This window comes from Gordonia hankookensis (assembly GCF_014673215.1).
GTDB lineage: Bacteria > Actinomycetota > Actinomycetes > Mycobacteriales > Mycobacteriaceae > Gordonia > Gordonia hankookensis.
This window is the reverse complement of sequence record NZ_JACWMS010000002.1, coordinates 915380-941172: the sequence shown is the minus strand read 5'-3', so window position 1 is coordinate 941172 and position 25793 is coordinate 915380. Positions and strand designations below refer to the sequence as shown.

Sequence of the window (25793 nt, the reverse complement as noted above, 5' to 3'; positions counted from 1 at the left end):
CGGTGACCTGCATGGCAGGTGCCGGCGCAGGTGTATCGGGTGGTTCGAACAAGCAGGACGTCACCGACGAGATCGAGGGTTTCGCGGTGGCGGTGGTACGCGACGACGGTGCATGGAAGGTGAGTGCGCTCAAGCCGTCGGCGTTGCTGACCCTCGACGATGCCGAACGCCAGCTCCGTGAGCTGCGTGCCGCGGGTGCGGTGTTCGGTCTGCTCGACGTCGACGACGAGTTCTTCATCGTGGTCCGGCCCGGGCCGTCGGGAGCGCAGCTGCTGATCTCGGATGCCACGGCGGGTGTCGACTACGACGTCGCGGCCGACGCCCTCGACGCCATGAACATCGACGTCCCGGATCTCGATCCCGACGAGCTCGATGACATCGACCCCTGGGAAGAGGGGGATCTGGGCATCCTGGCCGATCTGGGGCTGCCGGATGCCGTGATGAGTGTGATCGTCGGGGATACCGACCTCTACGCGGACGAGCAGCTCGGCATGATCGCCGCGCGACTCGGATTCGCCGACGAGCTGTCCAAGGTGCTCGACTCGCTGGGGCATTGACGCCCGCCGACGTAGGACCTCCGCGCGCGGGGTGGGAGACCATGATGCGCTCGGCTCTGGCTGCCGCCCGCGAGGGCGGCAACGGTGACGTGCCGATCGGCGCAGTCGTCTTCGACCCCGATGGGATCGAGCTCGCGCGCGCCGCGAACCGGCGTGAGGCGGACGGCGACCCGACCGCGCACGCCGAGATCCTCGCATTGCGAGCGGCCGCACAGCGTTTCGGCGACGGGTGGCGGTTGCCCGGCTGCACCATCGTGGTGACCGTCGAGCCGTGCACGATGTGCGCGGGGGCGATCACGCTGTCCCGGGTGGATGCGCTCCTCTTCGGCGCGTGGGAGCCCAAGACGGGCGCTGTCGGCTCGCTCTGGGATGTGGTCCGCGACCCGCGACTGTCCCACCGGCCACAGGTCGTCGGCGGCATCCTCGAGGCGGACTGCCAGGCCCTGATGATCGATTTCTTCACGGCGCGCCGGACGGACTGACCCCGGGGTGGCTGCGGGTCGGAATCAGGGTGGAAATCAGGGTTCGCCTGCGCCGATGCTCTGGCAGATTGGACACATGGGCGCGACACCGGTCGCGTTCGGAGACCCCGAGGAGACTGACATGTCCGATCCCAGCGACAAGGTCAACGAGGCGCTCGAGACCGTCAAGGACAAGATCAACGAGTTCGCCGAGAGCGGCAAGGTCCAGGACGCGGTCGGTACGGCCAAGGACAAGATCAACGAGTTCGCGGCGAGCGACACCGTGCAGGGAGCCGTCGGCACTGCCAAGGAGAAGTTCGGCGAGTTCGCCGAGAACGAGAAGGTCCAGGATGCCCTCTCGACCGCCAAGGACAAGTTCGACGAGATCAAAACCAAGATCACGGATCGCTGACAGGGCTCTGACCAGCAGTTCTGGCCCGTCTGGGCCATCCATGGCACGGTGGGAAGTGCCTTGCAACCGGTGACAACCATGTCCCGGTCATATCAACGAGGAGGCAGTTCATGGGAGTTGCAGACGACGCCAAGAACAAGGCCGAAGAGTTGAAGGGTCGCGGTAAAGAAGCTGCCGGCGATCTCACCGACAATCAAGATCTCAAGGACGAAGGCCGCGGCGACCAGGGTGTCGCGCAAGGCAAGCAGAAGGTCACCGAGGCCGCCGACAAGGTCAAGGGCAAGGTCGACGACGTCAAGGACAAACTGACCGGGAATTGACGCACCCGCTCCCTCAGGAGCAGCGTTCCCCGTTCCCTGAGGAGCGAAGCGTTCCCCGTTCCCTGAGGAGCGAAGCGTCTCGAAGGGCCCTCTGACCAGTCAATTTAGGGCTGAGCGCGTCCTGCGGTACAGTCTTCCGCGGTGGCGTGTCCGAGCGGCCGAAGGTGCAGCACTCGAAATGCTGTGTGCGGTAACCCCGTACCGAGGGTTCAAATCCCTCCGCCACCGCAGCGAACGGCCCCTCATCTGACCAGATGAGGGGCCGTTTTCGTGTGTGAGCCCCTCCGCTGTGCACATACCCCGGTCCGGTCACATCACCGTGGTTCCGAATGACGGTGGCTTCTGCGAACAGAGGTGGGTGCGTGACGGCGACCGGATCACGCCAGGAACTGCGCCGCGTCCCGTGTCAGGTCCAACAGCGGCTGCGGGAAGATTCCCAGCACGATGGTCACGACGGTGCAGACCGCGATCGACGAGGTCGTCAGGACACTCGGCTTCACGACGTGCGGTGCGCCGACCGGCACGTCGGCGAAGAACATCGCGACAATGATCCGGATGTAGAAGTAGGCGGCGATCGCGCTGCTGATCACGCCGATCACCACCAGCACTCCGCCGCCTGCCCCGGCGACCGCCGCGAAGACATCGAACTTGGCGATGAAGCCGCTCGTCAGCGGGATACCGGCAAAGGCGAGCAGAAACATCGAGAACATCGCGCCGACAAGAGGATATCGCCGGCCCAGCCCCGCCCATTGGGCGATCTCGGTGGCTTCTCGCCCGGACAGGTGCGGTCCGGACACCCGATCCGGCTCGCGTACCACCGCGACCGTTGCGAAGGCGCCGAAGGTCGAGAACGCATACGCGGCCAGGTAGAACATCGTCGCCGCGAGGCCCGGCTGAGTGGGCCCACTCGCTCCGCTCGCGGCGCCCGCGTCGTCGAAGGCGACGAGGCCCAGCAGGATGAACCCGGTGTGCGTGATCGACGAGTAAGCGAGCATCCTTTTGACGTCGGTCTGCGTGACCGCCATCACCGCGCCGGCCAGCATCGTGGCGATGGCGACCGCCCAGAGTGCCGGTTCCCAATAGTTCTTCAGGTCAGGGAAACCGACGAAGAACACCCGGAGCAGACCGCCGAAGGCGGCGATCTTGGTGGCCGCAGCCATGAACGCGGTGACCGTGGTGGGCGCGCCCTGATACACGTCGGGAATCCACGAATGGAAAGGCACGGCACCGATCTTGAACAACAGGCCGACCGAGAGCAGTCCCAAGGCGATCAGCGGAAGCGTGGAGTCGGCGCCCGGCGCGCCGACAGACCTGCCGATCGCCCCGAGTTGCAGCGACCCGGTTGCACCGTAGGCGAAGGCGGCGCCGAAGAGGAAGAATGCCGACGAGAACGCGCCGAGGAGAAAATACTTGAGCGAGGCCTCCTGCGAGATCAATCGTCGACGACGTGCGAGGCCGCACAGCAGGTACAGCGGCAGCGAGAAGACCTCCAGCGCGATGAACATCGTGAGCAGATCACCGCACGCCGGGAACAGCATCATGCCGCCGACGGCCAACAGGGTGAGCGGGAAGACCTCGGTCGTGATGGCACCAGCGCGGGTGGCCTCGAATTCCGCATCGGTGTTGGGGACCGAGGCGCCTGACGGTGTGAACATGTCGGCGTCGACCGAGTCCAGGGCGGCCTGGGCGGCGGCCCCGGGTCCGTCGCTCACTCGTAGCGTGATCGCCGGCGCCGCGACGACACGTTCGAGTCGTCGTTCGGCCATGAACGCGATCGCCAGGATCGAGACGAGCAGCAGGATCCCTTGCAGGAAGAGGGCAGGCCGGTCGATGACGACCGAACCCGCCATCGCGAACTGGCCGTGACCGCCGTTCCGTGTCTGCGCGACGGCGACGGCCACCAGCGCGGCAAACGCCGCTGCCAGACCACCGAGCGCGAGAGTGAGTTGAGTCCGATAGCGGAACCTGCGGGGCGCGAACGCCTCCACCAGCACCCCGGCGACGGCCACCCCGAACACGATCAGCATCGGCGACAACAGGCCGTACTCGACGCTGGGCGGATCGATGGCGGCGAGATACTCGGAGGTCACTTCGGTACCCCTTCTGTCGGCACCCGATCCGTCGGGGCACTCACCGTCGGGCGCGGGTCCGGCTCGTGAATGGTGCTCATCGTGTGCGAGACGGCCGGATCGATCAGATCCAGCAGCGGTTTCGGATACACCCCGAACACCAGCAGCAATGCGATCAGCGGGGTCACCACGACGAGTTCCCGGCCGTGCAGGTCACGCATCGACCGGGTTGCCGCTCCCGGACCCTCCACCTGTCGTGCCGGGCCGCCCATCATCCGCTGGTACAGCCACAACACATAGATCGCGGACAGCACCAGCGCGCTCGTCGCCACCACCGCGGCGACCGGATATCGGGTGAATGTGCCGATCAGGACGAGGAACTCGCTGATGAACGGAGCAAGTCCGGGCAGGGACAGGGTGGCGAGACCCGCGACGAGGAACGTCCCCGCCAGCATCGGGGCGATCTTCTGCACCCCCCCGTAGTCGGCGATGAGCCGACTGCCACGGCGCGACACCAGGAACCCGGCCACCAAAAACAGTGCAGCGGTGGAGATCCCGTGGTTGACCATGTAGAGCGTGGAGCCGGTCTGCCCCTGCGTGGTGAGTGCGAAGATGCCGAGGATGATGAAGCCGAAGTGGGAGATGGACGTGTAGGCGATGAGCCGCATCACGTCGGTCTGCCCGATCGCGAGGACCGCGCCGTAGACGATGCCGATGACCGCGAGCGCCGTGATCAGTGGTGCGAAATACTTCGCGGCGTCAGGGAACAGTTGCAGACAGTAGCGCAGCATCGCGAAGGTGCCCACCTTGTCGACCACGGCCATCATCAGCACGGCGCCCGACGGGGTGGCGGCCACCGCGGCATCGGGCAGCCACGAATGGAAAGGCCACAGTGGTGCTTTGACCGCGAAGGCGAACATGAAGCCGAGGAAGAGGAGCTTCAGCAGGCCACCCCCGGCGTCGAGCTGTCCCGACGACACGGCGTCGACCACCGTCCGCAGGTCGAACGTCCCGCCGCCGTCGGCCCCGAGGCCCGACCGCGCGGTCACCACGTAGAGGCCGATCACCGCGGCCAGCATGATCAATCCGCCGAAGAGGTTGTACAGCAAGAACTTCACCGCTGCCCGCGATCGATCGAGGCTGTTGTCCTGTGGCCCGCTCGCGCCGCTCCCGGCGCCGTTCTCATCCGGCCCGCTCGCTGCGCTCCCGGCGCCGTCGGCATGCGGCCCGCGACCACCGAAGCCGCCGATCAGGAAGTACATCGGGATCAGCATCGCCTCGAAGAAGATGTAGAACAGCAGGATGTCGAGGGCGACGAAACTCATCAGCACCATCGCCTCGACCGCCAGGATCAGGGCGAGATAGGTGTGCGGTCCTTTCTGACGGCGCCCGGCCGAATGATCCAGTGAACCGGTGTGATCGGCGTCGTTCCAGCCGGCCAGGATGAGCAGTGGGAGGAGTACCGCGGTGAGGAGTACCAGCACCAGACCGATGCCGTCGAGTCCGAGGGCATACCGGGTGCCGAAGGCGGGGATCCAACTGTGATCCTCGACGAACTGGTAGCGGGCGCCGGTGCTGTCGAAGCCGGCGGCCAGGCCCAGCGCGACCATCAGCACAGCGATGCAGATGCCCAGCCCGAGCCACTTCGCAACATCCGGTCGGCTGCTCGGGATCGCCAGCACCGCAACCGACCCGACCGCCGGCAACAGCCACAAGATGGTCAACCAGGGCATGCTCACAGGACGTTCACCACCATCACCATCGCGACGATCAGGACTGCGCCGGCGAACATCGACAACGCATATGACCGGACGTAGCCGTTCTGCCAGCCACGTATTCGTTGCGACAATGCGCCGACGGTGCGGCCGATCCCGGTGGTGAGTCCGTCCACGCCGTCGTTCTCGACGAGCACGAGTCCCCGGGTGAGCTCTTGACCCGGCCGCATCAGCAGGTTCTCGTTGACCGCGTCGCCGTACAGGTCGCGGCGCGCGGCCACGGTGAGCGCGGACACGTCCTCCGGTGCGATTTCGGGGACCGGATGCGTGGCGTACTGCCGCCATGCGAGGGCGATCCCGATCGCGACGACGGCCAGGATCGTCACCGTGACCACCCACGTCGGCACCGCCAGTTCGTGGTGTTCCTCGCCGACAACGGGTTCGAGCCAGTGCACCAGCGAATCCCCCCACGCCAGCAGTGCGCCGGAGATCACCGATCCGATTGCGATGAGGATCATCGGCGCACTCATCACGCCGGGCGACTCATGGGGGTGTGCATCGTCATGCCAGCGGCGGTCGCCGAAGAACGTCAACAACATCACGCGTGTCATGTAGAACGCGGTGATCCCGGCACCCAGCAGCGCGGCACTGCCCAGCAGCCATCCGCCCGCGCCGCCGGAGGCAAAGGCGGCCTCGATGATCGGGTCCTTGGAGAAGAACCCGGCGAACGGCGGCACACCGATGATGGCGAGGTAGCCGAGTCCGAAGGTGACGAACGTGATCGGCATGACCGTGCGGAGGCCGCCGAAACGGCGCATGTCGGTCTCGTCGTTCATCCCGTGCATCACCGAGCCCGCGCCGAGGAACAGTCCCGCCTTGAAGAACCCGTGGGTGAGCAGGTGCATGATCGCGAATGCGTAACCGGCGGGACCCAATCCGGTGGCCAGGATCATGTAGCCGATCTGGCTCATCGTCGACGCCGCCAGTGCCTTCTTGATGTCGTCCTTCGCGCAGCCGATGATGGCGCCGAACAACAGGGTGACCGCGCCCACGACGGTGACCCCGACCTGTGCGGCAGGCGCGAGGTCGAAGATCGGGTTCGAGCGCGCGATCAGATATACGCCTGCGGTCACCATCGTCGCGGCATGGATGAGCGCCGACACCGGGGTCGGGCCCTCCATCGCATCGCCGAGCCACGACTGCAGCGGCACCTGCGCCGATTTGCCGCACGCCGCGAGCAGCAACACGAATCCCAGTGCGGTGAGCACACTCTGGCCTGCCTGATCGGCGCCGGCGAACACGGTCTCGAAGGAAACGGCCCCGAAGGTGGCGAACATGATCATCAGCGCGACGGCCAGACCGATGTCGCCGACTCGGTTCACGACGAAAGCCTTCTTCGCGGCGGTCGCCGCCGTCGGCTTGTACTGCCAGAAGCCGATGAGCAGGTACGAGGCGAGGCCCACGCCCTCCCAGCCGAGGTAGAGGCCGAGATAGTTGTCGGCGAGGACCAGGATCAGCATGGCCGCCAGGAAGAGGTTGAGATAGGCGAAGAACCGGCGCCGGTCCGGGTCGTCGGCCATGTAGCCGATCGAGTAGATGTGGATCAGGGAACCGACCCCGGTGATCAGCAGGACGAAGCACATCGACAACTGATCGAGCTGCAGCCCGAAGTCGATCTGCAACTCTCCGACCGGCACCCAGGAGAACAGGATGTGGTGGACGGCGCGGTCATCGGTGGTCCGGCCGAGCATGCCGATGAACATCGACAGTCCGAGCGCGAAGGATGCGAGAGCCAGAGCGGTGCCGAGGAGATGCCCCCACTTGTCGGTCCGACGGGCACCCAGCAGGAGGACCGCCGCACCGATCAACGGAAGAGCCGGCACCAGCCAGAGGAGATCTGCGGTCGATTCGATGCTCACCGGTGGCCCCCTACCGCTTCAGCAGATCTGTGCCGTCGACCGAGGCCGACCTGCGGGAGCGGAAGATGGTCATGATGATGGCCAGTCCCACCACCACCTCGGCCGCAGCGACGACCATCGTGAAGAACGCGATCACCTGGCCGTCGAACGAACCGTGCATCCGGGCGAACGTCACGAACGCCAGGTTCGCCGCGTTGAGCATCAACTCGATGCACATGAAGACCACGATCGCGTTGCGGCGCATCAGTACCCCGGCGGCGCCGATCGAGAACAGCAGCGCCGAGAGGTACAGGTAGTTCGCGGGGTTCATCGGCCGGCCTTTCCGAGGGCTCGACGGATGCCGTCCGGCTCCGACGTCGGCGGCGCGGCTGCCGGCCGTGGACGCAGAGTCGCGTTCACCGAGAGCTCCGATGGAGTACCGTCGGGCAGCAGTGCGGGGACGTCGACCGCGTTGTGACGGGCATACACGCCGGGACTGGGCATCGGCGTCATGTCGACGCCGTTTCGGAACCTCTCCTCGGACAGTTCACGCTGACTTCGCCGCGGCCCGAACCGTTCCCGATGCGCCAGGACCATCGCGCCGAGGGTGGCGGCGATCAGCAGCGCGCCGGTCAGTTCGAATGCCCACAGGTACTGGACGAAGATCAGCCGCGCGATCGCCTCGATGTTCCCGTCGGAGCCGGTGCCGGAAACCGTGGGCGGCCCGGCCGTCGGTGCCCCCGCGAACACCGCCAGCGATGCGTTCGCGATTGCGGCGATCAGCAACACACCGAAGCCGATACCGAGGGCGACGGCCGCGACACGTTGTCCACGAAGGGTTTCCACCAGGGAATCCGACGAGTCGACACCGATCAGCATCAGCACGAACAAGAACAGCATCATCACCGCCCCGGTGTAGACGACGACCTGGACGACGCCGAGGAACAGCGCGCCCTGCGCGACGTAGAAGACCGCGAGGACGATCATGGTGGTGGCCAGGAAGATCGCCGAGTAGACCGCCTTGGTCGCGAACACCACGCCAAGCGCACCGGCCACCGCGACCACGCCGAGGACCCAGAACTGCACGGCCTCGCCGGTGCTGGTCGTCGGGAGCGCAGCGAGCGGGACCGTTGTGGGTGTCCGCATCAATTCCGCGACCAGTGCCGTCGTCACGACTCGTCCTTCGCGATCAGTCGCCCGTCCTTCGACACCTCGCCTCGGTAGTAGCTCTCCTCGGTGGAACCAGGTGCCATGTCGTGGGGTGCCGGGGTCACCCCGGGCTCGAGTGGTGCGAGGAGGCGGTCCTTCTCGTAGATGAGGTCGGCACGGTTGTCGTCGGCCATCTCGTAGTCGTTGGTCATCGTGAGCGCGCGGGTCGGGCACGCCTCGATACACAGGCCGCAGCCGATGCAGCGCAGGTAGTTGATCTGGTAGACGCGCCCGTAACGCTCACCGGGCGAATACCGCTCCTCGGCGGTGTTGTCGGCACCTTCGACATAGATGGCGTCGGCCGGGCAGGCCCAGGCGCACAGCTCGCAGCCTATGCACTTCTCCAGTCCATCGGGATGCCGATTGAGCTGATGCCGCCCGTGATAGCGCGGCGCCGTGGGGGTCTTCTCCTCGGGATACTGCTCGGTGATGGTCGGCGAGAACATCGACGAGAAGGTCACCCCGAGACCGCTCATCGGCTTGAGGAACTCAGGCATCGGTCGTCTCCTTCGCGGGGCCGGATGGAGGGCTTTGGGCGGGTTTGCTTGCGGGGCCGGTCGCAAGCACCTGACCCGGCATCGGAGGCACCGGGAATCCGCCTGCCATCGGGTCGAAGACCTCTTCCCGTTCGTCGTCGGGTGGTCCGTCTCCCGGTGGTCGATCTCGATACGCCGACACGCTTCGCGCGCCGGCTACTCGATCCGGCGGAGTAGTGGCGACGGAGGCACCGCGTCTCGAGACATCCTGCGCAGCAGGAAGTCTCATCAGCCGCCAGATGGCATATCCGATCAGCGCGGTCACCACGAGTCCGGCGCCTGCCGAGACCAGCGAGCGCACGAGGTCGTCGTCGGCGGAAGTGCCGATCGCCGCGCGGATCAGGGCGACCACCATCACCCAGGTCAGCGAGATCGGGATCAGGACCTTCCAGCCCAGGTTCATGAACTGGTCGTAGCGCAGGCGGGGCAGACTGGTCCGCAGCCAGATGAACACGAACAGGAACACCCAGACCTTGATCGTGAACCACAGGATCGGCCACCAGCCGGAGTTCGCCCAGTCGAAGATGCTGACCGGCCAGGGCGCCTGCCAACCACCGAGGAACAGGGTGGTGGCGAGTGCCGAGACGGTGACCATGTTGATGTACTCGGCGAGCATGAACATGGCGAACTTGAGCGAGGAGTACTCGGTGTGGAATCCGCCGACGAGTTCGCCCTCGGCCTCGGGCAGGTCGAAGGGTGCGCGATTGGTCTCGCCGACCATCGAGATCGCATAGATCACGAACGACGGCAACAGCAACAGCACATACCAATGATGTTCTTGTGCAGCCACGATGCCCGATGTCGACATGGTGGTCGCATCGAGGAACACCGCGGCGAAGGTGAGGCCCATCGCGATCTCGTAGGAGATCACCTGGGCCGTGGAGCGCAGCCCGCCGAGCAGCGGATACGTCGAGCCCGACGACCACCCGGCCAGCACGATGCCGTACACGCCAACCGAGGTGATGGCGAGGACGTAGAGAACACCGACCGGGAGGTCGGTGAGCTGCAGCGGGGTCTGGTGCCCGAACACCGACACCATCGGACCGAACGGGATGACCGCGAATGCCATGATCGCCGGCACCACCGCGATGATCGGGGCGAGAAGGTAGATCGGCTTGTCGACGCTCGACGGGATGATGCCCTCTTTGAGCGCCAGTTTGACGCCGTCGGCCAGACTCTGCAGCAGGCCGCGCGGACCGACCCGGTTGGGTCCGATGCGGGTCTGCATCCGCGCCATGATCTTTCGCTCGATCAGGATGGCGGCGAGTGGATTGGCGACCAGGAACGCGAAGACCGCCACCGCCTTGATCAGGATGAGCCACCAGGGGTCATGGCCGAAGTCGGCAAGTGTCGGGAAGGTCATCGCACCTCCCGAGTTGCCGCCGGTGCGATGGCCACGACGTCGCCGGCCCGGGCCCGCAGATGGGTGTACACGCCCGCGCCGGGCGCGTTCTGCGGCACCCAGACGACGCCGTCGGCCATGGGAACGATCTCGAGGGGCAGGACGATCGCGCCGCGATCGGTGCCGACCTCGACGTCGGTACCCGCGTCGGCCCCGATACCCGCAGCAGTGGTCGGGGACATGCGGGCGACGGGCGCACGCGCCGTGCCTGCGAGATGTGGTTCACCGTCCTGCATCCGGCCGGCGTCGAGCAGCATCCGCCAGGTCGCGAGCACCGCGCGCCGGGTCTCCGTGCCATTGCCGGGGCGGTTGGACCTCGGCTCCACCTCGGGCATCGCGGGCCGCGCACCGCGCCACGCGCCGATCCGTTCGAGGTCACCACGAATGGCGGTGGTGTCGTCGCAATGCAGCGCTACCCCCATCTGTTTGGCGAGTGCGTCGAGAACCCGGTGGTCCGAGAGCGTCCCGACCTCGGGCAGTGCCGTCGCGAACGGGCGGGCGCGCCCTTCCCAGTCGACGAACATGCCCGGTTTCTCTGCTGCCGCGGCGACCGGGAACACCACATCGGCGTGTTCGGTGACCGCGCTGCGACGCATCTCCAGACTCACCACGAAGTCGGCGTCGGCCAGCGCGGCGGTGGCCGACGCCGGATCGGGGAGATCGTCGGGTTCCACTCCGCCGACCACGAGTGCGGAGATCTCCTGACGCAGTGTCGCGTCCAGGATCGCCGCGGTGTCCCGCCCCGGGGTGCTGGGTAGATCGGCGATCTGCCAGGCCATCGCGATCTCGGTGCGTGCCGACAGATCCGCCACCGGCCGACCGCCCGGCAGGAGGTTCGGCGCCGCGCCCACCTCGACGGCGCCACGTTCGCCTGCCCGGCGCGGAATCCAGGCGAGGCGTGCACCGGTGCGTCTGGCGAGCCGGACGGCGGCACTGAGACCGCCGGGGACGGCGGCCAACCGTTCGCCGACCACGATGACCGAACCCTCGGCGGCGACCGCGTCGGCGGCGGCATCCGAATCGAGCACGGCCGGTTCGCCTCCGGGCGCCGTCGGCACGAGCGTGCCATTCAACTTCGCCACCCCGGCGCTGCGGAAGGCGGCGACAGCCGTGACCTGCTGGCCGGCGGTGCGCATCGCCCGCCGCATCCGGAGGAAGACGATCGGCGACTCCTCTTCCGGTTCGAAGGCGACGAGCAAGACCGCCGGGGCGACGCCGAGTTCACGGTAGGTCACGTCGTCGGGCCGAGCGGCGATGTGCGTGGCGAGGAAGTCGGCCTCCTCGGCGCTGTGGGCACGCGCCCGGAAGTCGATGTCGTTGGTGTCGAGAACCGTCCGGGCGAAACGCGAATACGCGTAGGCGTCCTCGGCGGTCAGCCGGCCGCCGGTCAGCACCGCGGTCCGTCCACGTGCGGCGGTGAGTCCCTCGGCGGCATGCCGCAGGGCATGAGCCCACGACACCTCCACGAGGGTGCCGTCGGGCCTGCGGATCATGGGTCCGGTCAGCCGGTCGTCGGCGGAGGCGTACGCGAACGCCCACCGCCCCTTGTCGCAGTTCCATTCCTGGTTGACGTCGGGATCGTCACCGGCCAGGCGCCGCAACACCTTTCCGCGCCGGTGATCGGTACGTTGCGCGCATCCGCTCGCACAGTGCTCGCAGACGCTGGGCGACGACACCAGATCGAACGGACGGGCGCGGAAGCGGTACGCGGTGCTGGTCAGCGCGCCGACCGGGCAGATCTGCACCGTGTTGCCGGAGAAGTACGACTCGAACGGGTCGTCCTGGTAGATGGTGACCTGTTGCAGCGCACCGCGATCACCGAAGCCGATGAGTGGGTCGCCTGCGACCTGATCGGAGAAGCGGGTGCAGCGGGCGCACAATACACACCGCTCCCGGTCCAGCAGCACCTCCGACGACAACGGAACCGGTTTGGTGAAGGTGCGTTTGGCGCCCGTGAAGCGTGAGTCCCCGCGCCCCGACGACATCGCCTGGTTCTGCAGCGGACATTCACCGCCCTTGTCGCACACCGGGCAATCGAGGGGATGATTGATCAGCAGGAGTTCCATCACGCCACGCTGGGCCTTCTCGGCCACCTCGGAGCTGCGTTGGGTGTGCACCACCATCCCGTCGGTCACCACCGTGGTGCACGAGGCCAGCGGTTTGCGTTGTCCCTCGACCTCGACCAGACACTGACGGCAGGCGCCGACCGGATCGAGCAGTGGATGGTCGCAGAACCGCGGAATCTGTGTCCCGATCATCTCGGCCGCCCGGATCACCAGAGTGCCCGGCGGCACCGAGATCTCGATTCCGTCGATGGTGACCGACACGAGGTCGGGCTTCTTCTGCCCGGTGGCGGTGGAGTCGTCGACGGCGGTCATCGCGCACCTCCTGCAGCGGGTACTGATTCGGCGAACAGCGTCGACCGGTGATGATCGAACGGGCAGCCGCCCTCGAAATGTGCCAGGTATTCGTCCCGGAAGTACTTGAGCGAGGAGACGATCGGACTGCCGGCACCGTCACCCAACGCGCAGAAGGACTTTCCGACGATGGTGTTGGTGATGTCGGTGAGGGTGTCGAGGTCCTCGGGTCGTCCGTCGCCCGCCTCGAGTCGCCGCAACAACTGCACCAACCAGTAGGTGCCCTCCCGGCAGGGTGTGCATTTACCGCAGGATTCGTGCGCGTAGAACTCGGTCCACCGCAGGACGGCGCGCACCACGCAGGTTGTCTCGTCGAAGATCTGCAGGGCCTTGGTGCCGAGCATCGAGCCGGCCTCGCCGACCCCCTCGTAGTCGAGGGGCACATCGAGGTGTTCGGCGGTGAGGATGGGCGTCGACGACCCGCCCGGTGTCCAGAACTTCAGCTGATGGCCGGACCGCACACCGCCGGCCCGATCGAGCAACTCCCGCAAGGTGATCCCCAGTGGCGCCTCGTACTGGCCGGGTCGCGCGACGTGACCCGACAGCGAGTACAGCGTGAAGCCGGGCGACTTCTCGGTGCCCATCGTCCGGAACCAGTCGACACCGTTGCGGATGATCGGCGGCACACTCGCGATGGACTCGACGTTGTTGACCACCGTCGGACTCGCGTACAGCCCCGCCACGGCGGGGAACGGGGGACGCAGGCGTGGCTGCCCACGGCGGCCCTCCAGGGAGTCCAGGAGCGCGGTCTCCTCCCCGCAGATGTACGCACCGGCACCGGCGTGGACCACGAGATCGAGATCGAAACCGGACCCCAGGATGTCGGTACCCAGATAGCCTGCCGCCCTGGCCTCGTCGACGGCGTCGCGTAGTCGGCGCAGCACCGAGGCGACCTCGCCGCGCAGGTAGATGAAGGCGTGTTCGGCGCGGATGGCGTAGGCGGCGATGATCGCGCCTTCGATCAGGGAGTGCGGAGACGCCAGGATCAACGGGATGTCCTTGCAGGTACCCGGTTCGGACTCGTCGGCATTGACCACCAGGTAGTGCGGTGGTGCCGCCGGATCGGCCGGCGCGTCGGGGTCCTGTTGCGGGATGAACGACCATTTCATCCCCACCGGGAAGCCTGCGCCGCCGCGGCCGCGGAGCCCGGATGCCTTGACCAACGCGATGATCTCGTCCGGCGGGGTCGTGAGAGCGGACCGCAGCGCTGCATAGCCGTCGTGCGATTCGTAGTTCCGCAAGGTCCAGGACTCCGGCTCGGACCAGAATCGGCTGAGCACGGGGGTCTGTGCCGGGTCGGTCATACCCGGTCCTCCGTCTCGGGAAGGCCGGCGAGCAGCCGGGCGGTCTGCCGGAATGTGCACACGGTGCCGGTTCCGCGGGCCGGGGTGAGGGGGACGCCTGCGCGGAGATCCTCGACGAGTTCCACGCTGCTGGTCGGGGTCTGGTTGTCGAAGAATTCCCAGTTGACCATCACGACCGGGGCGAAATCGCATGCGGCGTTGCATTCGACGTGTTCGAGGGTGATGCGCCCGTCCGCCGATGTCTCGCCCGCGTCGATGCCGAGGTGGTCCCGCAGCGCGGCGAGGATCTCGTCACCGCCCATGATCGCGCACAGCGTGTTGGTGCAGACACCGACGAGATACTCGCCGGTCGGCGAGCGGCGGTACATCGAATAGAAGGTGGCGACCGCGGACACCTCGGCCGTGGTCAGATACAGTTGCTCTGCGCAGAAGGTCACACCCGCCGGGGTGATCTGGCCGTCCTCGGATTGCACCAGGTGCAGCAGGGGTAACAGGGCCGAACGTGACCGGGGGTAGCGGGCGATGATGCCGGCGGCATCGGCCGAGAGTCGTTCGGCCACATCGTCGGGGTAGTCGGCGCGGCCGTCGAAGCGGATCGTCGGGTGCGGTGCGGGTATGTCCACCGGAACGCCCTCCGCCGGTGGCGCCGTCAGGTCCACGAACACCGGATCGGTCATCGGTCAACCCCTCCCATCACCGGGTCGATGCTGGCGACGGCGGTGATCACGTCGGCGACCATGCCGCCCTCGCACATCGCCGCCACCGCCTGCAGATTCGTGAACGACGGATCCCGGTAGTGCACCCGGTACGGTCGTGTGCCGCCGTCGCTGACCATGTGGACACCCAGTTCGCCGCGCGGGGATTCGACCGCGACGTAGCACTGTCCGGCGGGTACCCGCATCCCTTCGGTCACCAGCTTGAAGTGGTGGATGAGGGCTTCCATGGAGGTGCCCATGATCTTCGCGATGTGTTCCGGCGAGTTGCCGAGGCCGTCGGGTCCGAGGGCGAGGTCGGCGGGCCAGGCGAGCTTCCGGTCGGACACCATCACCGGACCGGGCCGCAGGCGGTCGATGCATTGCCGGACGATCTTCACCGACTCCTGCATCTCCTTGACCCGGATCAGGTAGCGACCGTAGGAGTCGCAGGTCGTGTCGGTGATGACATCGAACTCGTAATGTTCGTAGCCGCAGTAGGGTTGGGATTTGCGCAGGTCGTGTGGCAGTCCGGTGGACCGCAGCACCGGCCCGGTGATGCCGAGCGCCATACATCCGGTGAGGTCGAGGTAGCCGACGCCCTGGGTGCGGGCCTTCCAGATGTAGTTCTCGTTGAGCAGGTCCTCGAGCTCGCCGAGTCTCGACGGCAGGACGTCGAGCAGCGCGGAGACCTTGTCGACCGCGTCATCGGGGAGATCTTGCGACACGCCGCCCGGCCGGATGTAGGCGTGGTTCATCCGCAACCCGGTGATGTGCTCGAAGACGTCGAGGATCATCTCCCGTTCGCGGAATCCGAGGAACATCGCCGTCACCGCCCCGAGTTCCATTCCGCCGGTTGCCAACGCGACCAGATGCGATGAGATGCGGTTGAGTTCCATCAGCATCACGCGGATCACGCTTGCGCGCTCCGGGACATCGTCGGTGATACCGAGCAGGCGTTCGACGCCGAGACAGTACGCGGTCTCGTTGAAGAACGGCGCGAGATAGTCCATCCGCGTGACGAAGGTGACGCCCTGCGTCCAGTTGCGATACTCCAGGTTCTTCTCGATACCGGTGTGCAGGTACCCGATTCCGCAGCGGGCCTCGGTGACGGTCTCGCCCTCGATCTCGAGGATGAGCCGCAGCACGCCGTGGGTGGACGGGTGCTGCGGGCCCATGTTGACCACGATGCGCTCGTCACCGGGTTGCTCCGCGGCCCGTTCCCGTACCGCGGTGACGATCTCGTCCCAGTCCTGGCCGGAGACGGTGTAGGTCTGGGTGGGGTGCACATCTGCGGAACGGTGGGCGCCGGTGTTGCCGTGGTCGGTGGTGGTCATCAGTTGTAGGACCTCCGTTGATCGGGCGGTGCGATCCGGGTTCCCTTGTACTCCACGGGAACCCCGCCGAGTGGGTAGTCCTTTCGCTGCGGGTGCCCCCGCCAGTCGTCGGGCATCTGGATCCGGGTCAGGGACCGGTGTCCGTCGAAGACGATGCCGAAGAAGTCGTAGGTCTCGCGTTCGTGCCAGTCGTTGGTCGGGTAGATGTCGGTCAGACTCGGTATGTGCGGATCGGCGTCGGCGACCGACACCTCGAGCCGCAGGCGGCGATTGTGGGTGATCGAGGCGAGCGGATACACCGCGTGGAGTTCACGGTCGCGGTCGTCCGGGTAGTGAACCCCGTTCACGCCCAAACACAATTCGAAGCGGAGCGTGTCGCGGTTGCGGACCGTCAGAGCCACCGCCCGCAGATGATCACGGTGGACGTGCAGTGTCATCTCGTCGCGGAAGATCACCACTTTGTCGATGGCCTGGTGGTAGTCCGTTCCGGGTAGTTCGTCCAGACCGGCGGCGAGCTGGTCGGCGATCTCGTCGAAGTAGCCGCCGAAGGGTCGGACCGAACTTCCGGGAAGGGTGACGGCCTGCACCAGCCCGCCGTATCCGGAGGTGTCGCCGCTGCCCTGGACCCCGAACAGGCCGCGACGTACACCGATCTGCTCTGGTCCGGTCTGCTCGTCTCTGGTCATCTCGCCTGCGGTCCCGGTGGTCTCCGGGGCGGGGTCCTCGGGCCGTTCTGTGTTCATCGGAGCAGACCCTTCATCTCGATGGTCGGCTTCGCCTGCAGCGCCGCCTGTTCGGCCGCCCAGATCGCCTGCTCGCGGTTGACCCCGAGTGGCATCTCGGCGATCTGCTCATGCAGTGTGAGGATCGCGTTGAGGAGCATCTCGGGCCGGGGTGGACAGCCGGGCAAGTAGATGTCGACCGGGACGACGTGGTCGACACCCTGGACGATCGCGTAGTTGTTGAACATGCCCCCGGACGACGCGCAAACACCCATGGCCAGTACCCATTTGGGCTCGACCATCTGGTCGTAGATCTGGCGCAGCACCGGGGCCATCTTCTGGCTGACGCGGCCTGCGACGATCATCAGGTCGGCCTGCCTCGGCGACGCCCGGAATGCCTCCATCCCGAATCGCGCGAGGTCGTAACGGCCGGAGGTGGTCGCCATCATCTCGATGGCGCAGCAGGCCAGCCCGAAGGTGGCAGGCCACAACGATCCCTTGCGCATGAACCCGGCCAGGTCTTCGACAGTGCTCAGTAGGAAGCCGCTGGGCAGTTTCTCCTCGAGTCCCATGTCGCGAACCTCCTTGCGTGTGCCGGCAGTCGCGGCATGCACCCGGCGGGGCGCACGCCGCGGCCATGGTCATTCCCAGGTCAGTCCTCCGCGTCGCCACTCGTAGGCGTAGGCCACCGACACGTTGACGATGAACAGGGCCATGGCGGCGAGTCCGAACCATCCGAGGGAGTCGAAGGCGACTGCCCACGGATAGAGGAAGACGATCTCGATGTCGAAGATGATGAAGAGCATCGCCGTGAGGTAGTACTTCACGGGGATGCGCTGGACCACGCGGTCGGTGATGCGTGGCGTGGTGGTCACCGATGCGCCGCCGGGGGCCAGGCTGTGCGATTCGGTGAGCGGTTCGATGCCGCATTCGTACGGTTCCAATTTGGCGCGGTTGTACCGCTTCGGGCCGACCAGGATTGCGATGCCGACCGAGAACACCGCAAACCCCATGGCAATTGCCCCGAGAACCATGATCGGGACGTAGGCGTTCATAGGGTGGCGGCTCCCCACATTTGCGGCCTGATGTGAGCTGTGCCACAAGCCTACTAGCGGGGGAGGGGCCGTTGTCGAGCTTTCTACAGTTCGGCGTTTCGAAGCAGCTCGACCACCGTGGTCGACAGGGTGATCGGGTCCACCGGCAGCGTCGCGGTGGCGTCGGCCCGTGACCAGTCCGCCAGCCAGCGGTCGTCGGCCCGGCCGAGCAGCACGAGCGTCGGCGGGCACGGATCGATCTCGTCCTTCATCTGCTTCGCGAGGCCCATCCCGCCCGCGGGTGTCGCCTCGCCGTCGAGGATGACCACGTCGATCACGCCGGCGTCGAGTTGCGCGAACACCATGGGGGCGGTGGCGACCTCGACGAAACTCAGCTCGGGAAGGTCGGGGTCGGGGCTGCGGCCGAGTGCGCGGATGACCGCCGCGCGGGTGTCCGAATGATCTGAATAGACCAACACGCGCAGCGCCGAGACGGTATCGCGGGCGGGGTCGGTCACGTCGAGCACATTACCGTCAGATCTCCGCCGACCGTGCGCAGAATCGCGCCGGGCGGGTTCACTTTCCCGCCGAGCGGGTGGAGACCCGTCGCCGACCGCGCGCTCAGTGCTCCGTGGAGAACCCGGCCCGTCGACGGTGGTTGTCGAGCGCCAAGGTGACCAGACGATCGATGAGGTCGGGGTAGCTCAGACCCGACGCCTCCCACAGCTTGGGGTACATCGATGCCGGGGTGAATCCGGGAATCGTGTTGACCTCGTTCAACAGCCAGCCGCGGCCGCCTGCCTCGTAGAAGAAGTCCACGCGCGCCATGCCTGCGCAGCGCAGCGCGGTGAACGACCTGGCCGCGAGTTCGCGGACCTCGCCGGTGACCTCCGCGGGCAGATCGGCAGGGATGACGAGGGTGGCCGCGCCGGTGACGTACTTGTCCTCGTAGTCGTAGAACTCGCTGCCGGGCAGGATCTCGCCGGGGACCGACGCCTCCGGCGCGGTGTTCCCGAGGACGGCCACCTCCACCTCGCGTGCGGTCACGCTCTCCTCGATGATCACCACGTCGTCGTAGCGCAGTGCGAGGTCGATGGACTTGTCCAGTTCGGACGCGTCGTGCGCCTTGGTGATGCCCACCGACGATCCCAGGTTGGCCGGTTTGACGAACAGTGGCAGTCCGAGCTCGTCGATCGCCCGGGCGACGATGGTGTTCGGGTCGTCGATGCCGTCGCGGAACTCGATCCACCGGCACTGTGGGATACCCGCCTGCTCGGCGACGATCTTGGCCATCGCCTTGTCCATGCACAGCGCCGACGACAACACACCTGCGCCCACGTACGGCACCGTGAAGAGCTCGAGCATCCCCTGGATGGTGCCGTCCTCGCCGTGCGGCCCGTGCAGCAGCGGCAGCACGACAGTGATGGTCGAGGCATCGAGGTCGCCACGGATCGCGGCCAACGGTTCCACCTCGGTGCCTGCGGTCTCCAGCCGGTCGGGCAGCTCGCCGCCGTCGGCGAGCGTCGCGATCGCCTTGTCGTTGCGCAGCCACGTCCCGTTCTTCGCGATACCGATCGGCACCAGCTCGTACTTGTCGCGATCGGCGGCTGCGAGCACATGGGCTGCGGTGACGCATGAGACGTCGTGTTCTGCGGAGACGCCACCGAACAGGACGACCAGACGCAGCAGGGGTGAAGCCATGGCTGACACGATACGGCCACCACAACCGGCTCACCGGACGTGGTGCTTGTAGCGTTGCGGTGTGCATTTCAGGGCAAGTGAGGTCGCAGCAGCCGTCGCCGGAGGGCTCGTCGGCGACGACGTGCAGATCGACGGTGCAGGCATCGACTCCCGGAGCATGCGCCCCGGGCAGTTGTTCGTACCGATCGTCGCGGCGCGCGACGGCCACGAGTTCGTGGCGGCCGCAGCGGACGGAGGTGCCTCGGCATATCTGACGTCCCAGGGCACCGATCCCGACATCACGCTCCCCGCGATCACCGTCACCGACACGGCCGCGGCGCTCGCCGACCTCGGTGGGGCGGCGCGCGATCGGCTGCCGGAGAGGGTCGTCGGCGTGACCGGCTCGGTGGGCAAGACGTCGACGAAGGATCTGCTCGCGGGTGTTCTCGCGACGACGTACCGGACGACTGCCAGCGAGAAATCGTTCAACAACGAGCTCGGGCTGCCCCTCACTCTCGCAGGCGCCCCCGACGACACCGAGGCCGTCGTGGTCGAGATGGGCGCGCGCGGCATCGGGCACATCGACCTGCTGTGCGGCATCGCCCGTCCGACCGTCGGCATCATCACGCGCGTCGAGGGTGTGCATCTGGAGCTGTTCGGCGACATCGAGTCCGTCGCCCTCGCCAAGGGCGAGTTGGTGGAGGCGCTGCCGGTGGACGGTCTCGCCGTGCTGAACGCCGACGACGAGCGTGTCGCGGCGATGGCGAGCCGGACCGACGCCGGTGTGCTGACCTTCGGTCTGAGCTCGTCGTCGGACGTGCACGCGTCGGACGTCGCCCTCGACGATCAGTTGCGTGCCTCGTTCCGCCTGCACACGCCGTGGGGCGAGGCCGACGTCCGGCTCGATGCCCGGGGCGAACACCAGGTGCCGAACGCGCTGGCCGCGGCCGCCGCGGCCGGATGGCTCGGTGTCCCCGTCGACGAGATCCCGAGTGGTCTGCTCAGCGCCGCGCTGTCGGGACTGCGGATGGAACTGGTGACCACGCCCGCAGGCGTCACCGTCATCAACGATGCCTACAACGCCAATCCGACCTCGATGGCCGCCGCCCTGCAGTCACTGGCCGCACTCGACGCCCGTCGTCGGGTCGCCGTGCTCGGCACGATGGCCGAACTCGGATCGGATTCGGCGGCCCAGCACGCTGCCATCGCCAAACGTGCCTACGACCTGGGGATCGAGGTGATCGCCGTCGACGAGTCGCACTACGGAAATGTGGCGCGACATGTGGCGAATGTCGACGGCGCGCTCGCCGAGCTCGCCGACCTCGCCGCGGGTGATGCGGTGCTCGTGAAGGGCAGTCGGGTCGCGGCCCTCGAACGGGTGGCGACCGCGCTGGGTGCGTGAGCGCTCCGGAAATGTGCCCCGGGAAAGCGCCCCGGGGTGAGTCGCCGTCGACCAAGGGTCCTCTGCCCTCGTGACGGGGCCGCATTTCGGGGACGCATGTCCGTTTCGGAGCCGGCTATGGCGCGAGCCCGAACTCCTGGTCACCCTTGCTGCACGAGGCCAGGATTCCCGCGGTCTCCGACGGCCCGCATTGCCAGCCGGACACCTGTTGCGGCTGGCCGGTCGCGATCTTCGGGCTGTACTGCGTGGCCACCTGCTGCACGGTGTCGCAGGACACATCGCCCTGCAGAATCAGGATCCGCAGCGAGCCGTCGGGCCCCTTGGTGATGCCACACTGGGTGTGGCCGGCGTGGTCGTCGGCGACCGAAGTGGTCGGCGACACCGGCTTCGGTCCGCCCACCACGGATGCGTTCGGGTTCTCCGAGATGGTTGCCGCCGAGGTCTCCGACGACGACGTGGCCTCCTGCTCGCCGCCACATGCGGCGAGCGCGACACCGGCAAATCCGGCCAGGACAGCGAGTGAGATGCGTTGCAGGCTGCTCGACATGTGATCACCGTACCGGGTTCGCGCGGCCTCCCGAACGCCTGCTGGGTTTGGGTTACACCCGCCCACCTGCAAGGATGCATCGGGTGAGTTCCAGCGACACTGCTCTGCCCCCCGACCATTCCTTCACCGTCGGCACGTCGCTGCCCGGCACGATGGGCCGCACCGGTGTCATCGACACCCCACACGGCCGCATCCACACACCAGCGTTCGTGCCGGTCGGGACCAAGGCCACGGTCAAGACGGTGCTGCCCGAGTCCGTCGAGGCGCTCGGCGCGCAGGCGGTGCTCGCCAACGCCTATCACCTCTATCTGCAGCCGGGCCCCGACATCGTCGACGAGGCCGGCGGGCTCGGCGCCTTCATGAACTGGCGGGGTCCCACCTACACCGACAGTGGCGGATTCCAGGTCATGTCCCTCGGCGTCGGGTTCAAGAAGGTCATCTCGATGGATGTCGTCGGCGAGCAGAACGACGATGCGACCGCCGCCGGCAAGGAGCGACTCTCGGCCGTCGACGACGACGGCGTCACCTTCAAGTCGCATCTCGACGGGTCGGCCCACCGGTTCACCCCGGAGGTCTCGATGCAGATCCAGCATCAGCTGGGCGCCGACATCATCTTTGCGTTCGACGAACTGACCACCCTGATGAACACCCGTATGTATCAGGAGAATTCGCTGGAGCGCACCCGACTGTGGGCGATTCGCTGTCTCGCCGAACACAATCGGCTGACCCGCGAGCGCATCCATCGTCCGCCGCAGTCGCTGTGGGGGGTCATCCAGGGCGCCCAGTACGAGGATCTGCGCCGTAAGGCCGCCCGGGACCTGGTCACCATGAGCGCGATGGACCAGGCCGACGGCGGCCGGGGCTTCGGCGGGTACGGGATCGGCGGTGCGTTGACGAAAGACGACCTCGGCACCATCGTCGGCTGGGTCAACGAGGAGCTGCCCGAGGACTCGGCAAAGCACCTGCTGGGCATCAGCGAGCCCGACGACATCTTCACCGCCATCGAGAACGGTGCCGACACCTTCGACTGCGTGTCACCGACGCGAGTCGCCCGCAACGGGGCGATCTATTCGCGCGACGGCCGCTACAACATCACCAATGCGCGCTATCGCAGAGACTTTCGACCGCTCGATCCCGAAGTCGAGAACTACACCTCGCAATACACTCGTGCCTACCTGCACCATCTGTTCAAGGCCAAGGAAGGTCTCGCCGCGACCCTCGCGACGCTGCACAACGTGTCGTTCATCGTGCAGATGGTCGACGGTGCACGCCGCGCCATCGAGGCCGGGAACTACATCGAGTACCGCGACGACTTCCTGAGCCGGTACTACGCGGGTTCGCGCAGCTCCGGTTCCTGAGTTCACCGAGTCCGTTCGGCGGCAAGGCCGTCCACCCCACCCGGCTGCCTCGGCCGGATCGCCATGGCCCCCGGCACCGGGAACCACAACCCTGTCCGGCTCGTTGAGATTGCGAAGAATACGCCGACTCGGCACCCTGAAGGGGTACCCCCGAGCCCGAACCGAGAGAGACGATGCGACGCGCCAAGCGCCGAAAACGCCGACGACGATCCGCCCACCCCTGCTCCACCCTGCCTGACGACCACGCCGTCGCGGCTGCCCGGAGGTCGTCGTGCTGACCCTCCTCGGTATCGCTGCCGGCATCCTCGTTGTCTTCCTCATCACCGCCCTGACCGGCTATTTCGTCGCTCAGGAGTTCGCCTACATGGCGGTCGACCGATCTCGACTACGCGCTCGAGCCGAGGCCGGTGACGCCGCCGCCGCGCGTGCACTCTCCGTCACCCGCCGTACCTCCTTCATGCTGTCCGGTGCCCAGCTGGGCATCACCATCACCGGACTTCTCGTCGGATACGTCGCCGAACCGCTCATCGGTAGCGGCGTCGGCGAACTCCTCGGCGACGTCGGAATCCCGGTCGCCGCCGGGGTCGCGATCGGCACCGTCATCGCGATCCTGTTCTCCACCGTCATCCAGATGGTGCTGGGCGAGCTGTTCCCCAAGAACCTGGCGATCGCCCGGCCCGAACCGGTCGCGCGCTGGCTGGCCCGGTCGACGACCGCCTACCTCGCAGTGTTCGGCTGGCTCATCGCGCTGTTCGACAAATCCTCGAACCTGCTGCTCCGGCTGCTGCGCATCGAACCCGTGCACGACGTCGAACACTCGGCCACGCCCCGCGACCTCGAACACATCGTCGCCGAGTCGCGCGACGCCGGTGAGCTCCCCGCGGATCTGTCCACCCTGCTGGACCGCATCCTCGACTTCCCCACGCGCACAGCCGGTCACGCGATGATCCCGCGCACCCGGGTCGACTGTGTCGCCGACGACGACACCGCGTCGTCGGTGCTCACGCGAATGAGCACCGGCCATACCCGCTACCCGGTGACCGACGACGACGCCGAGATCGTCGGCGTCGTCCACCTGCACGATCTGCTCGTGTGGTCGGCCGCCGCCGCCACCGACCCGTCTGCGACCGCCGCCGACGTGTGCCGACGGCCGGTCATCGTGCCGACGTCGCTGCCGCTCCCCGAGGTGATCGCCCAGATCGAGGAGGCACACGACGAGATGGCGGTGGTGATCGACGAGTACGGCGGATTCGCCGGGGTCGTGACGGTCGAGGACATCGCCGAGGAACTCGTGGGCGAGATCGACGACGAACACGATCCGGATGCGCCGGAGGCGATCGAGCACACCGGCGACGGCTGGCTGATCCGCGGGGACACCCATCTCGACGAGGTATCCCGCGAGATCGGCCACGACCTGCCCGACGACGACCACGAGACCATCGCCGGCCTGGTGATCGGCGAGTTCGGCGGACTGCCCGACGTCGGCGACGAGGTCGTGTTCGACCTCGAACCCGATCCCGCTCTGCTGGCGCACGACGAACCGATCGGCCCGCAGTCGGTACGCGTCGTGGTGCTCGCCGTCGACCGGCACGTGCCGTCGTCGGTGCAGTTGACCATGACCCCGGTGCCGTCGGAGGCCCGATCGGGTCGCGGACGGCACGTCGACGCGACCGAGGAAGGCGGTGCGCGATGAGCAACCCATGGATCGTCGTCATCGCGACGGTCGGCCTGATCGCGGCGAGCGCGTTCTTCGTCGCGGTGGAGTTCGCACTGATCGCGGCGCGCCGTCACCGTCTCGAGGACGCCGCACCCACGAGTCGGTCGGCGCGCGCAGCATTGCGTAGCGCCTCCGAACTGTCGGTGCTGCTGGCCGGATCGCAACTGGGCATCACGGTGTGCACCCTGGCGCTCGGCGCGATCACCAAACCTGCTGTGCACCACTGGCTCACACCGGCGTTCGAGAGTTGGGGTCTACCGCTGTGGACCGCCGACATCGCCGGCTTCGTACTCGCGCTGATCATCGTGACCTTCCTGCACCTCGTGGTCGGTGAGATGGCGCCGAAGTCGTGGGCCATCGCCCATCCCGAACGGTCGGCGACCATGCTCGCGTTGCCGATGCGGGCGTTCATGTGGGTCACACGGCCGGTCATCGTGCAGCTGAACCGGCTGGCCAACTGGTGCCTCGCGAAGGTCGGGGTCGAGGCCGTCGATCAGGTTGCCTCCGGCCAGGATTCGGAAGCCCTCCGACATCTCGTCGAGCACTCGGCAACTGTCGGCACCCTGGACGAGCGGTATCACGCCCACCTGACCAGTGCACTGGAACTCCAGTCGCTCACCGTCGGTGACGTGATCGGCCACGGTGCGGTGACCGCGGTGCCGAGGTCGGCGACGCCGGAGCAGATCCAGGAGGCTTCGCGCCGCAGTAATCATCGACGACTCCTGGTGCGAGCCAACGGGTCCGACGACACCACCGCGATCGACGGTGTCGTCCACGTCCGCGACAGTCTCGCCGCCGGGCCCGACACCACGGCCGCCGACCTGATGCGGCCGGTGCTCTCGTTCGTGTCGAGCGTTCCGGTCTACGAGGCGCTGTCGGCGATGCGCGAGTCGAAGGGCCACGTCGCGACGGTCGTCGACGGCGGCCGCGTCCTCGGTCTGCTCACGCTCGACGACGTGCTCGAGAGGTTGCTGGCCACGAGGTCCGGCTGACCGAGGAGCCCC

General features: G+C 67.1%; 23 protein-coding genes, 1 tRNA gene and 1 pseudogene. 9 read left to right on the top strand and 16 right to left on the bottom strand.

Going from position 1 to position 25793, the window contains the following annotated elements; all coding sequences use genetic code 11:
* Positions 1 to 11 precede the first annotated feature (11 nt).
* The 5 genes from IDF66_RS11645 to IDF66_RS11625 all read left to right on the top strand — a co-directional run bounded on the left by IDF66_RS11645 (position 12) and on the right by IDF66_RS11625 (position 1978).
* Positions 12 to 557 (top strand): tRNA adenosine deaminase-associated protein, encoded by a 546-nt coding sequence (locus IDF66_RS11645; RefSeq protein ID WP_164309580.1) that lies wholly within the window; start codon positions 12 to 14, stop codon positions 555 to 557.
* A gap of 41 nt (positions 558 to 598) precedes the next feature.
* The gene (locus tag IDF66_RS11640) at positions 599 to 1039 is read left to right on the top strand and encodes a nucleoside deaminase (RefSeq protein WP_190266953.1); all 441 of its coding nucleotides are present in this window, start codon (positions 599 to 601) and stop codon (positions 1037 to 1039) included.
* 121 nt (positions 1040 to 1160) lie between these two features.
* On the top strand, positions 1161 to 1430 hold the full coding sequence (locus tag IDF66_RS11635; protein ID WP_190266952.1) for a hypothetical protein: 270 nt from the start codon (positions 1161 to 1163) through the stop codon (positions 1428 to 1430).
* A gap of 110 nt (positions 1431 to 1540) precedes the next feature.
* Positions 1541 to 1750 (top strand): CsbD family protein, encoded by a 210-nt coding sequence (locus IDF66_RS11630; protein WP_164309583.1) that lies wholly within the window; start codon positions 1541 to 1543, stop codon positions 1748 to 1750.
* Positions 1751 to 1890: 140 nt separating this feature from the next.
* A tRNA-Ser gene (locus IDF66_RS11625) sits at positions 1891 to 1978 on the top strand.
* Positions 1979 to 2127: 149 nt separating this feature from the next.
* Here IDF66_RS11625 and nuoN read toward each other — a convergent pair.
* The 15 genes and pseudogenes from nuoN to IDF66_RS11550 form a co-directional block, all read right to left on the bottom strand.
* Positions 2128 to 3840 (bottom strand): NADH-quinone oxidoreductase subunit NuoN, encoded by a 1713-nt coding sequence (gene nuoN / locus IDF66_RS11620; protein WP_190266951.1) that lies wholly within the window; start codon positions 3838 to 3840, stop codon positions 2128 to 2130.
* Positions 3837 to 5552 carry an NADH-quinone oxidoreductase subunit M gene (locus tag IDF66_RS11615; RefSeq protein WP_223309425.1) on the bottom strand — a complete coding sequence of 572 codons (1716 nt, stop codon included), beginning with the start codon at positions 5550 to 5552 and terminating at the stop codon, positions 3837 to 3839. The genes nuoN and IDF66_RS11615 overlap by 4 nt, the downstream gene beginning before the upstream one ends.
* Positions 5553 to 5554: 2 nt before the next feature.
* Complete coding sequence (nuoL, locus tag IDF66_RS11610; RefSeq protein WP_190266949.1) at positions 5555 to 7453, bottom strand: NADH-quinone oxidoreductase subunit L; 1899 nt, start codon at positions 7451 to 7453, stop codon at positions 5555 to 5557.
* Between the two features lie 10 nt (positions 7454 to 7463).
* Positions 7464 to 7763 (bottom strand): NADH-quinone oxidoreductase subunit NuoK, encoded by a 300-nt coding sequence (gene nuoK, locus IDF66_RS11605; protein WP_164309588.1) that lies wholly within the window; start codon positions 7761 to 7763, stop codon positions 7464 to 7466.
* Positions 7760 to 8578: an NADH-quinone oxidoreductase subunit J gene (locus IDF66_RS11600; protein ID WP_190267458.1), complete on the bottom strand. Its 819-nt coding sequence runs from the start codon at positions 8576 to 8578 to the stop codon at positions 7760 to 7762. The genes nuoK and IDF66_RS11600 overlap by 4 nt, the downstream gene beginning before the upstream one ends.
* A 23-nt stretch (positions 8579 to 8601) precedes the next feature.
* Positions 8602 to 9138: an NADH-quinone oxidoreductase subunit NuoI gene (gene nuoI / locus IDF66_RS11595; RefSeq protein WP_164309589.1), complete on the bottom strand. Its 537-nt coding sequence runs from the start codon at positions 9136 to 9138 to the stop codon at positions 8602 to 8604.
* Positions 9131 to 10540: an NADH-quinone oxidoreductase subunit NuoH gene (gene nuoH, locus IDF66_RS11590; RefSeq protein ID WP_190266948.1), complete on the bottom strand. Its 1410-nt coding sequence runs from the start codon at positions 10538 to 10540 to the stop codon at positions 9131 to 9133. Before nuoH ends, nuoI begins: the two co-directional genes overlap by 8 nt.
* Entirely contained in the window at positions 10537 to 12957 is a 2421-nt protein-coding gene (locus IDF66_RS11585; protein ID WP_190266947.1) for an NADH-quinone oxidoreductase subunit G, read from the bottom strand. Before IDF66_RS11585 ends, nuoH begins: the two co-directional genes overlap by 4 nt.
* A pseudogene (nuoF, locus tag IDF66_RS11580) lies at positions 12954 to 14977 on the bottom strand (NADH-quinone oxidoreductase subunit NuoF). The gene IDF66_RS11585 and the pseudogene nuoF overlap by 4 nt, the downstream one beginning before the upstream one ends.
* On the bottom strand, positions 14974 to 16329 hold the full coding sequence (gene nuoD, locus IDF66_RS11575) for an NADH dehydrogenase (quinone) subunit D (RefSeq protein WP_190266946.1): 1356 nt from the start codon (positions 16327 to 16329) through the stop codon (positions 14974 to 14976). Before nuoD ends, nuoF begins: the two are co-directional and overlap by 4 nt.
* A complete protein-coding gene (locus IDF66_RS11570) occupies positions 16329 to 17072 on the bottom strand; it encodes an NADH-quinone oxidoreductase subunit C (protein WP_190266945.1) in 744 nt (247 codons plus the stop codon). Before IDF66_RS11570 ends, nuoD begins: the two co-directional genes overlap by 1 nt.
* Complete coding sequence (locus tag IDF66_RS11565; protein ID WP_164309594.1) at positions 17069 to 17623, bottom strand: NuoB/complex I 20 kDa subunit family protein; 555 nt, start codon at positions 17621 to 17623, stop codon at positions 17069 to 17071. The genes IDF66_RS11570 and IDF66_RS11565 overlap by 4 nt, the downstream gene beginning before the upstream one ends.
* Before the next feature lie 69 nt (positions 17624 to 17692).
* Positions 17693 to 18106 carry an NADH-quinone oxidoreductase subunit A gene (locus IDF66_RS11560; RefSeq protein WP_164309595.1) on the bottom strand — a complete coding sequence of 138 codons (414 nt, stop codon included), beginning with the start codon at positions 18104 to 18106 and terminating at the stop codon, positions 17693 to 17695.
* An 83-nt stretch (positions 18107 to 18189) separates the two neighbouring features.
* A complete protein-coding gene (locus IDF66_RS11555) occupies positions 18190 to 18603 on the bottom strand; it encodes a DNA-binding transcriptional response regulator (protein WP_190266944.1) in 414 nt (137 codons plus the stop codon).
* Positions 18604 to 18706: 103 nt separating this feature from the next.
* Entirely contained in the window at positions 18707 to 19786 is a 1080-nt protein-coding gene (locus tag IDF66_RS11550) for a D-alanine--D-alanine ligase family protein (RefSeq protein ID WP_190266943.1), read from the bottom strand.
* Positions 19787 to 19847: 61 nt separating this feature from the next.
* On the opposite strand from IDF66_RS11550, the gene IDF66_RS11545 reads away from it, so the two are divergent.
* The gene (locus IDF66_RS11545; RefSeq protein ID WP_190266942.1) at positions 19848 to 21167 is read left to right on the top strand and encodes a UDP-N-acetylmuramoyl-tripeptide--D-alanyl-D-alanine ligase; all 1320 of its coding nucleotides are present in this window, start codon (positions 19848 to 19850) and stop codon (positions 21165 to 21167) included.
* 115 nt (positions 21168 to 21282) lie between these two features.
* Here IDF66_RS11545 and IDF66_RS11540 read toward each other — a convergent pair whose 3' ends face one another.
* The gene (locus IDF66_RS11540; protein ID WP_190266941.1) at positions 21283 to 21714 is read right to left on the bottom strand and encodes a hypothetical protein; all 432 of its coding nucleotides are present in this window, start codon (positions 21712 to 21714) and stop codon (positions 21283 to 21285) included.
* A 74-nt stretch (positions 21715 to 21788) separates the two neighbouring features.
* Between IDF66_RS11540 and tgt the strand changes: the two genes are divergently transcribed.
* From tgt to IDF66_RS11525, 3 genes are all read left to right on the top strand, one after another.
* Positions 21789 to 23072 (top strand): tRNA guanosine(34) transglycosylase Tgt, encoded by a 1284-nt coding sequence (gene tgt / locus IDF66_RS11535; protein ID WP_190266940.1) that lies wholly within the window; start codon positions 21789 to 21791, stop codon positions 23070 to 23072.
* Between the two features lie 271 nt (positions 23073 to 23343).
* Positions 23344 to 24765: a hemolysin family protein gene (locus IDF66_RS11530; RefSeq protein WP_190266939.1), complete on the top strand. Its 1422-nt coding sequence runs from the start codon at positions 23344 to 23346 to the stop codon at positions 24763 to 24765.
* On the top strand, positions 24762 to 25781 hold the full coding sequence (locus IDF66_RS11525; protein WP_190266938.1) for a hemolysin family protein: 1020 nt from the start codon (positions 24762 to 24764) through the stop codon (positions 25779 to 25781). The genes IDF66_RS11530 and IDF66_RS11525 overlap by 4 nt, the downstream gene beginning before the upstream one ends.
* Positions 25782 to 25793 lie beyond the last annotated feature (12 nt).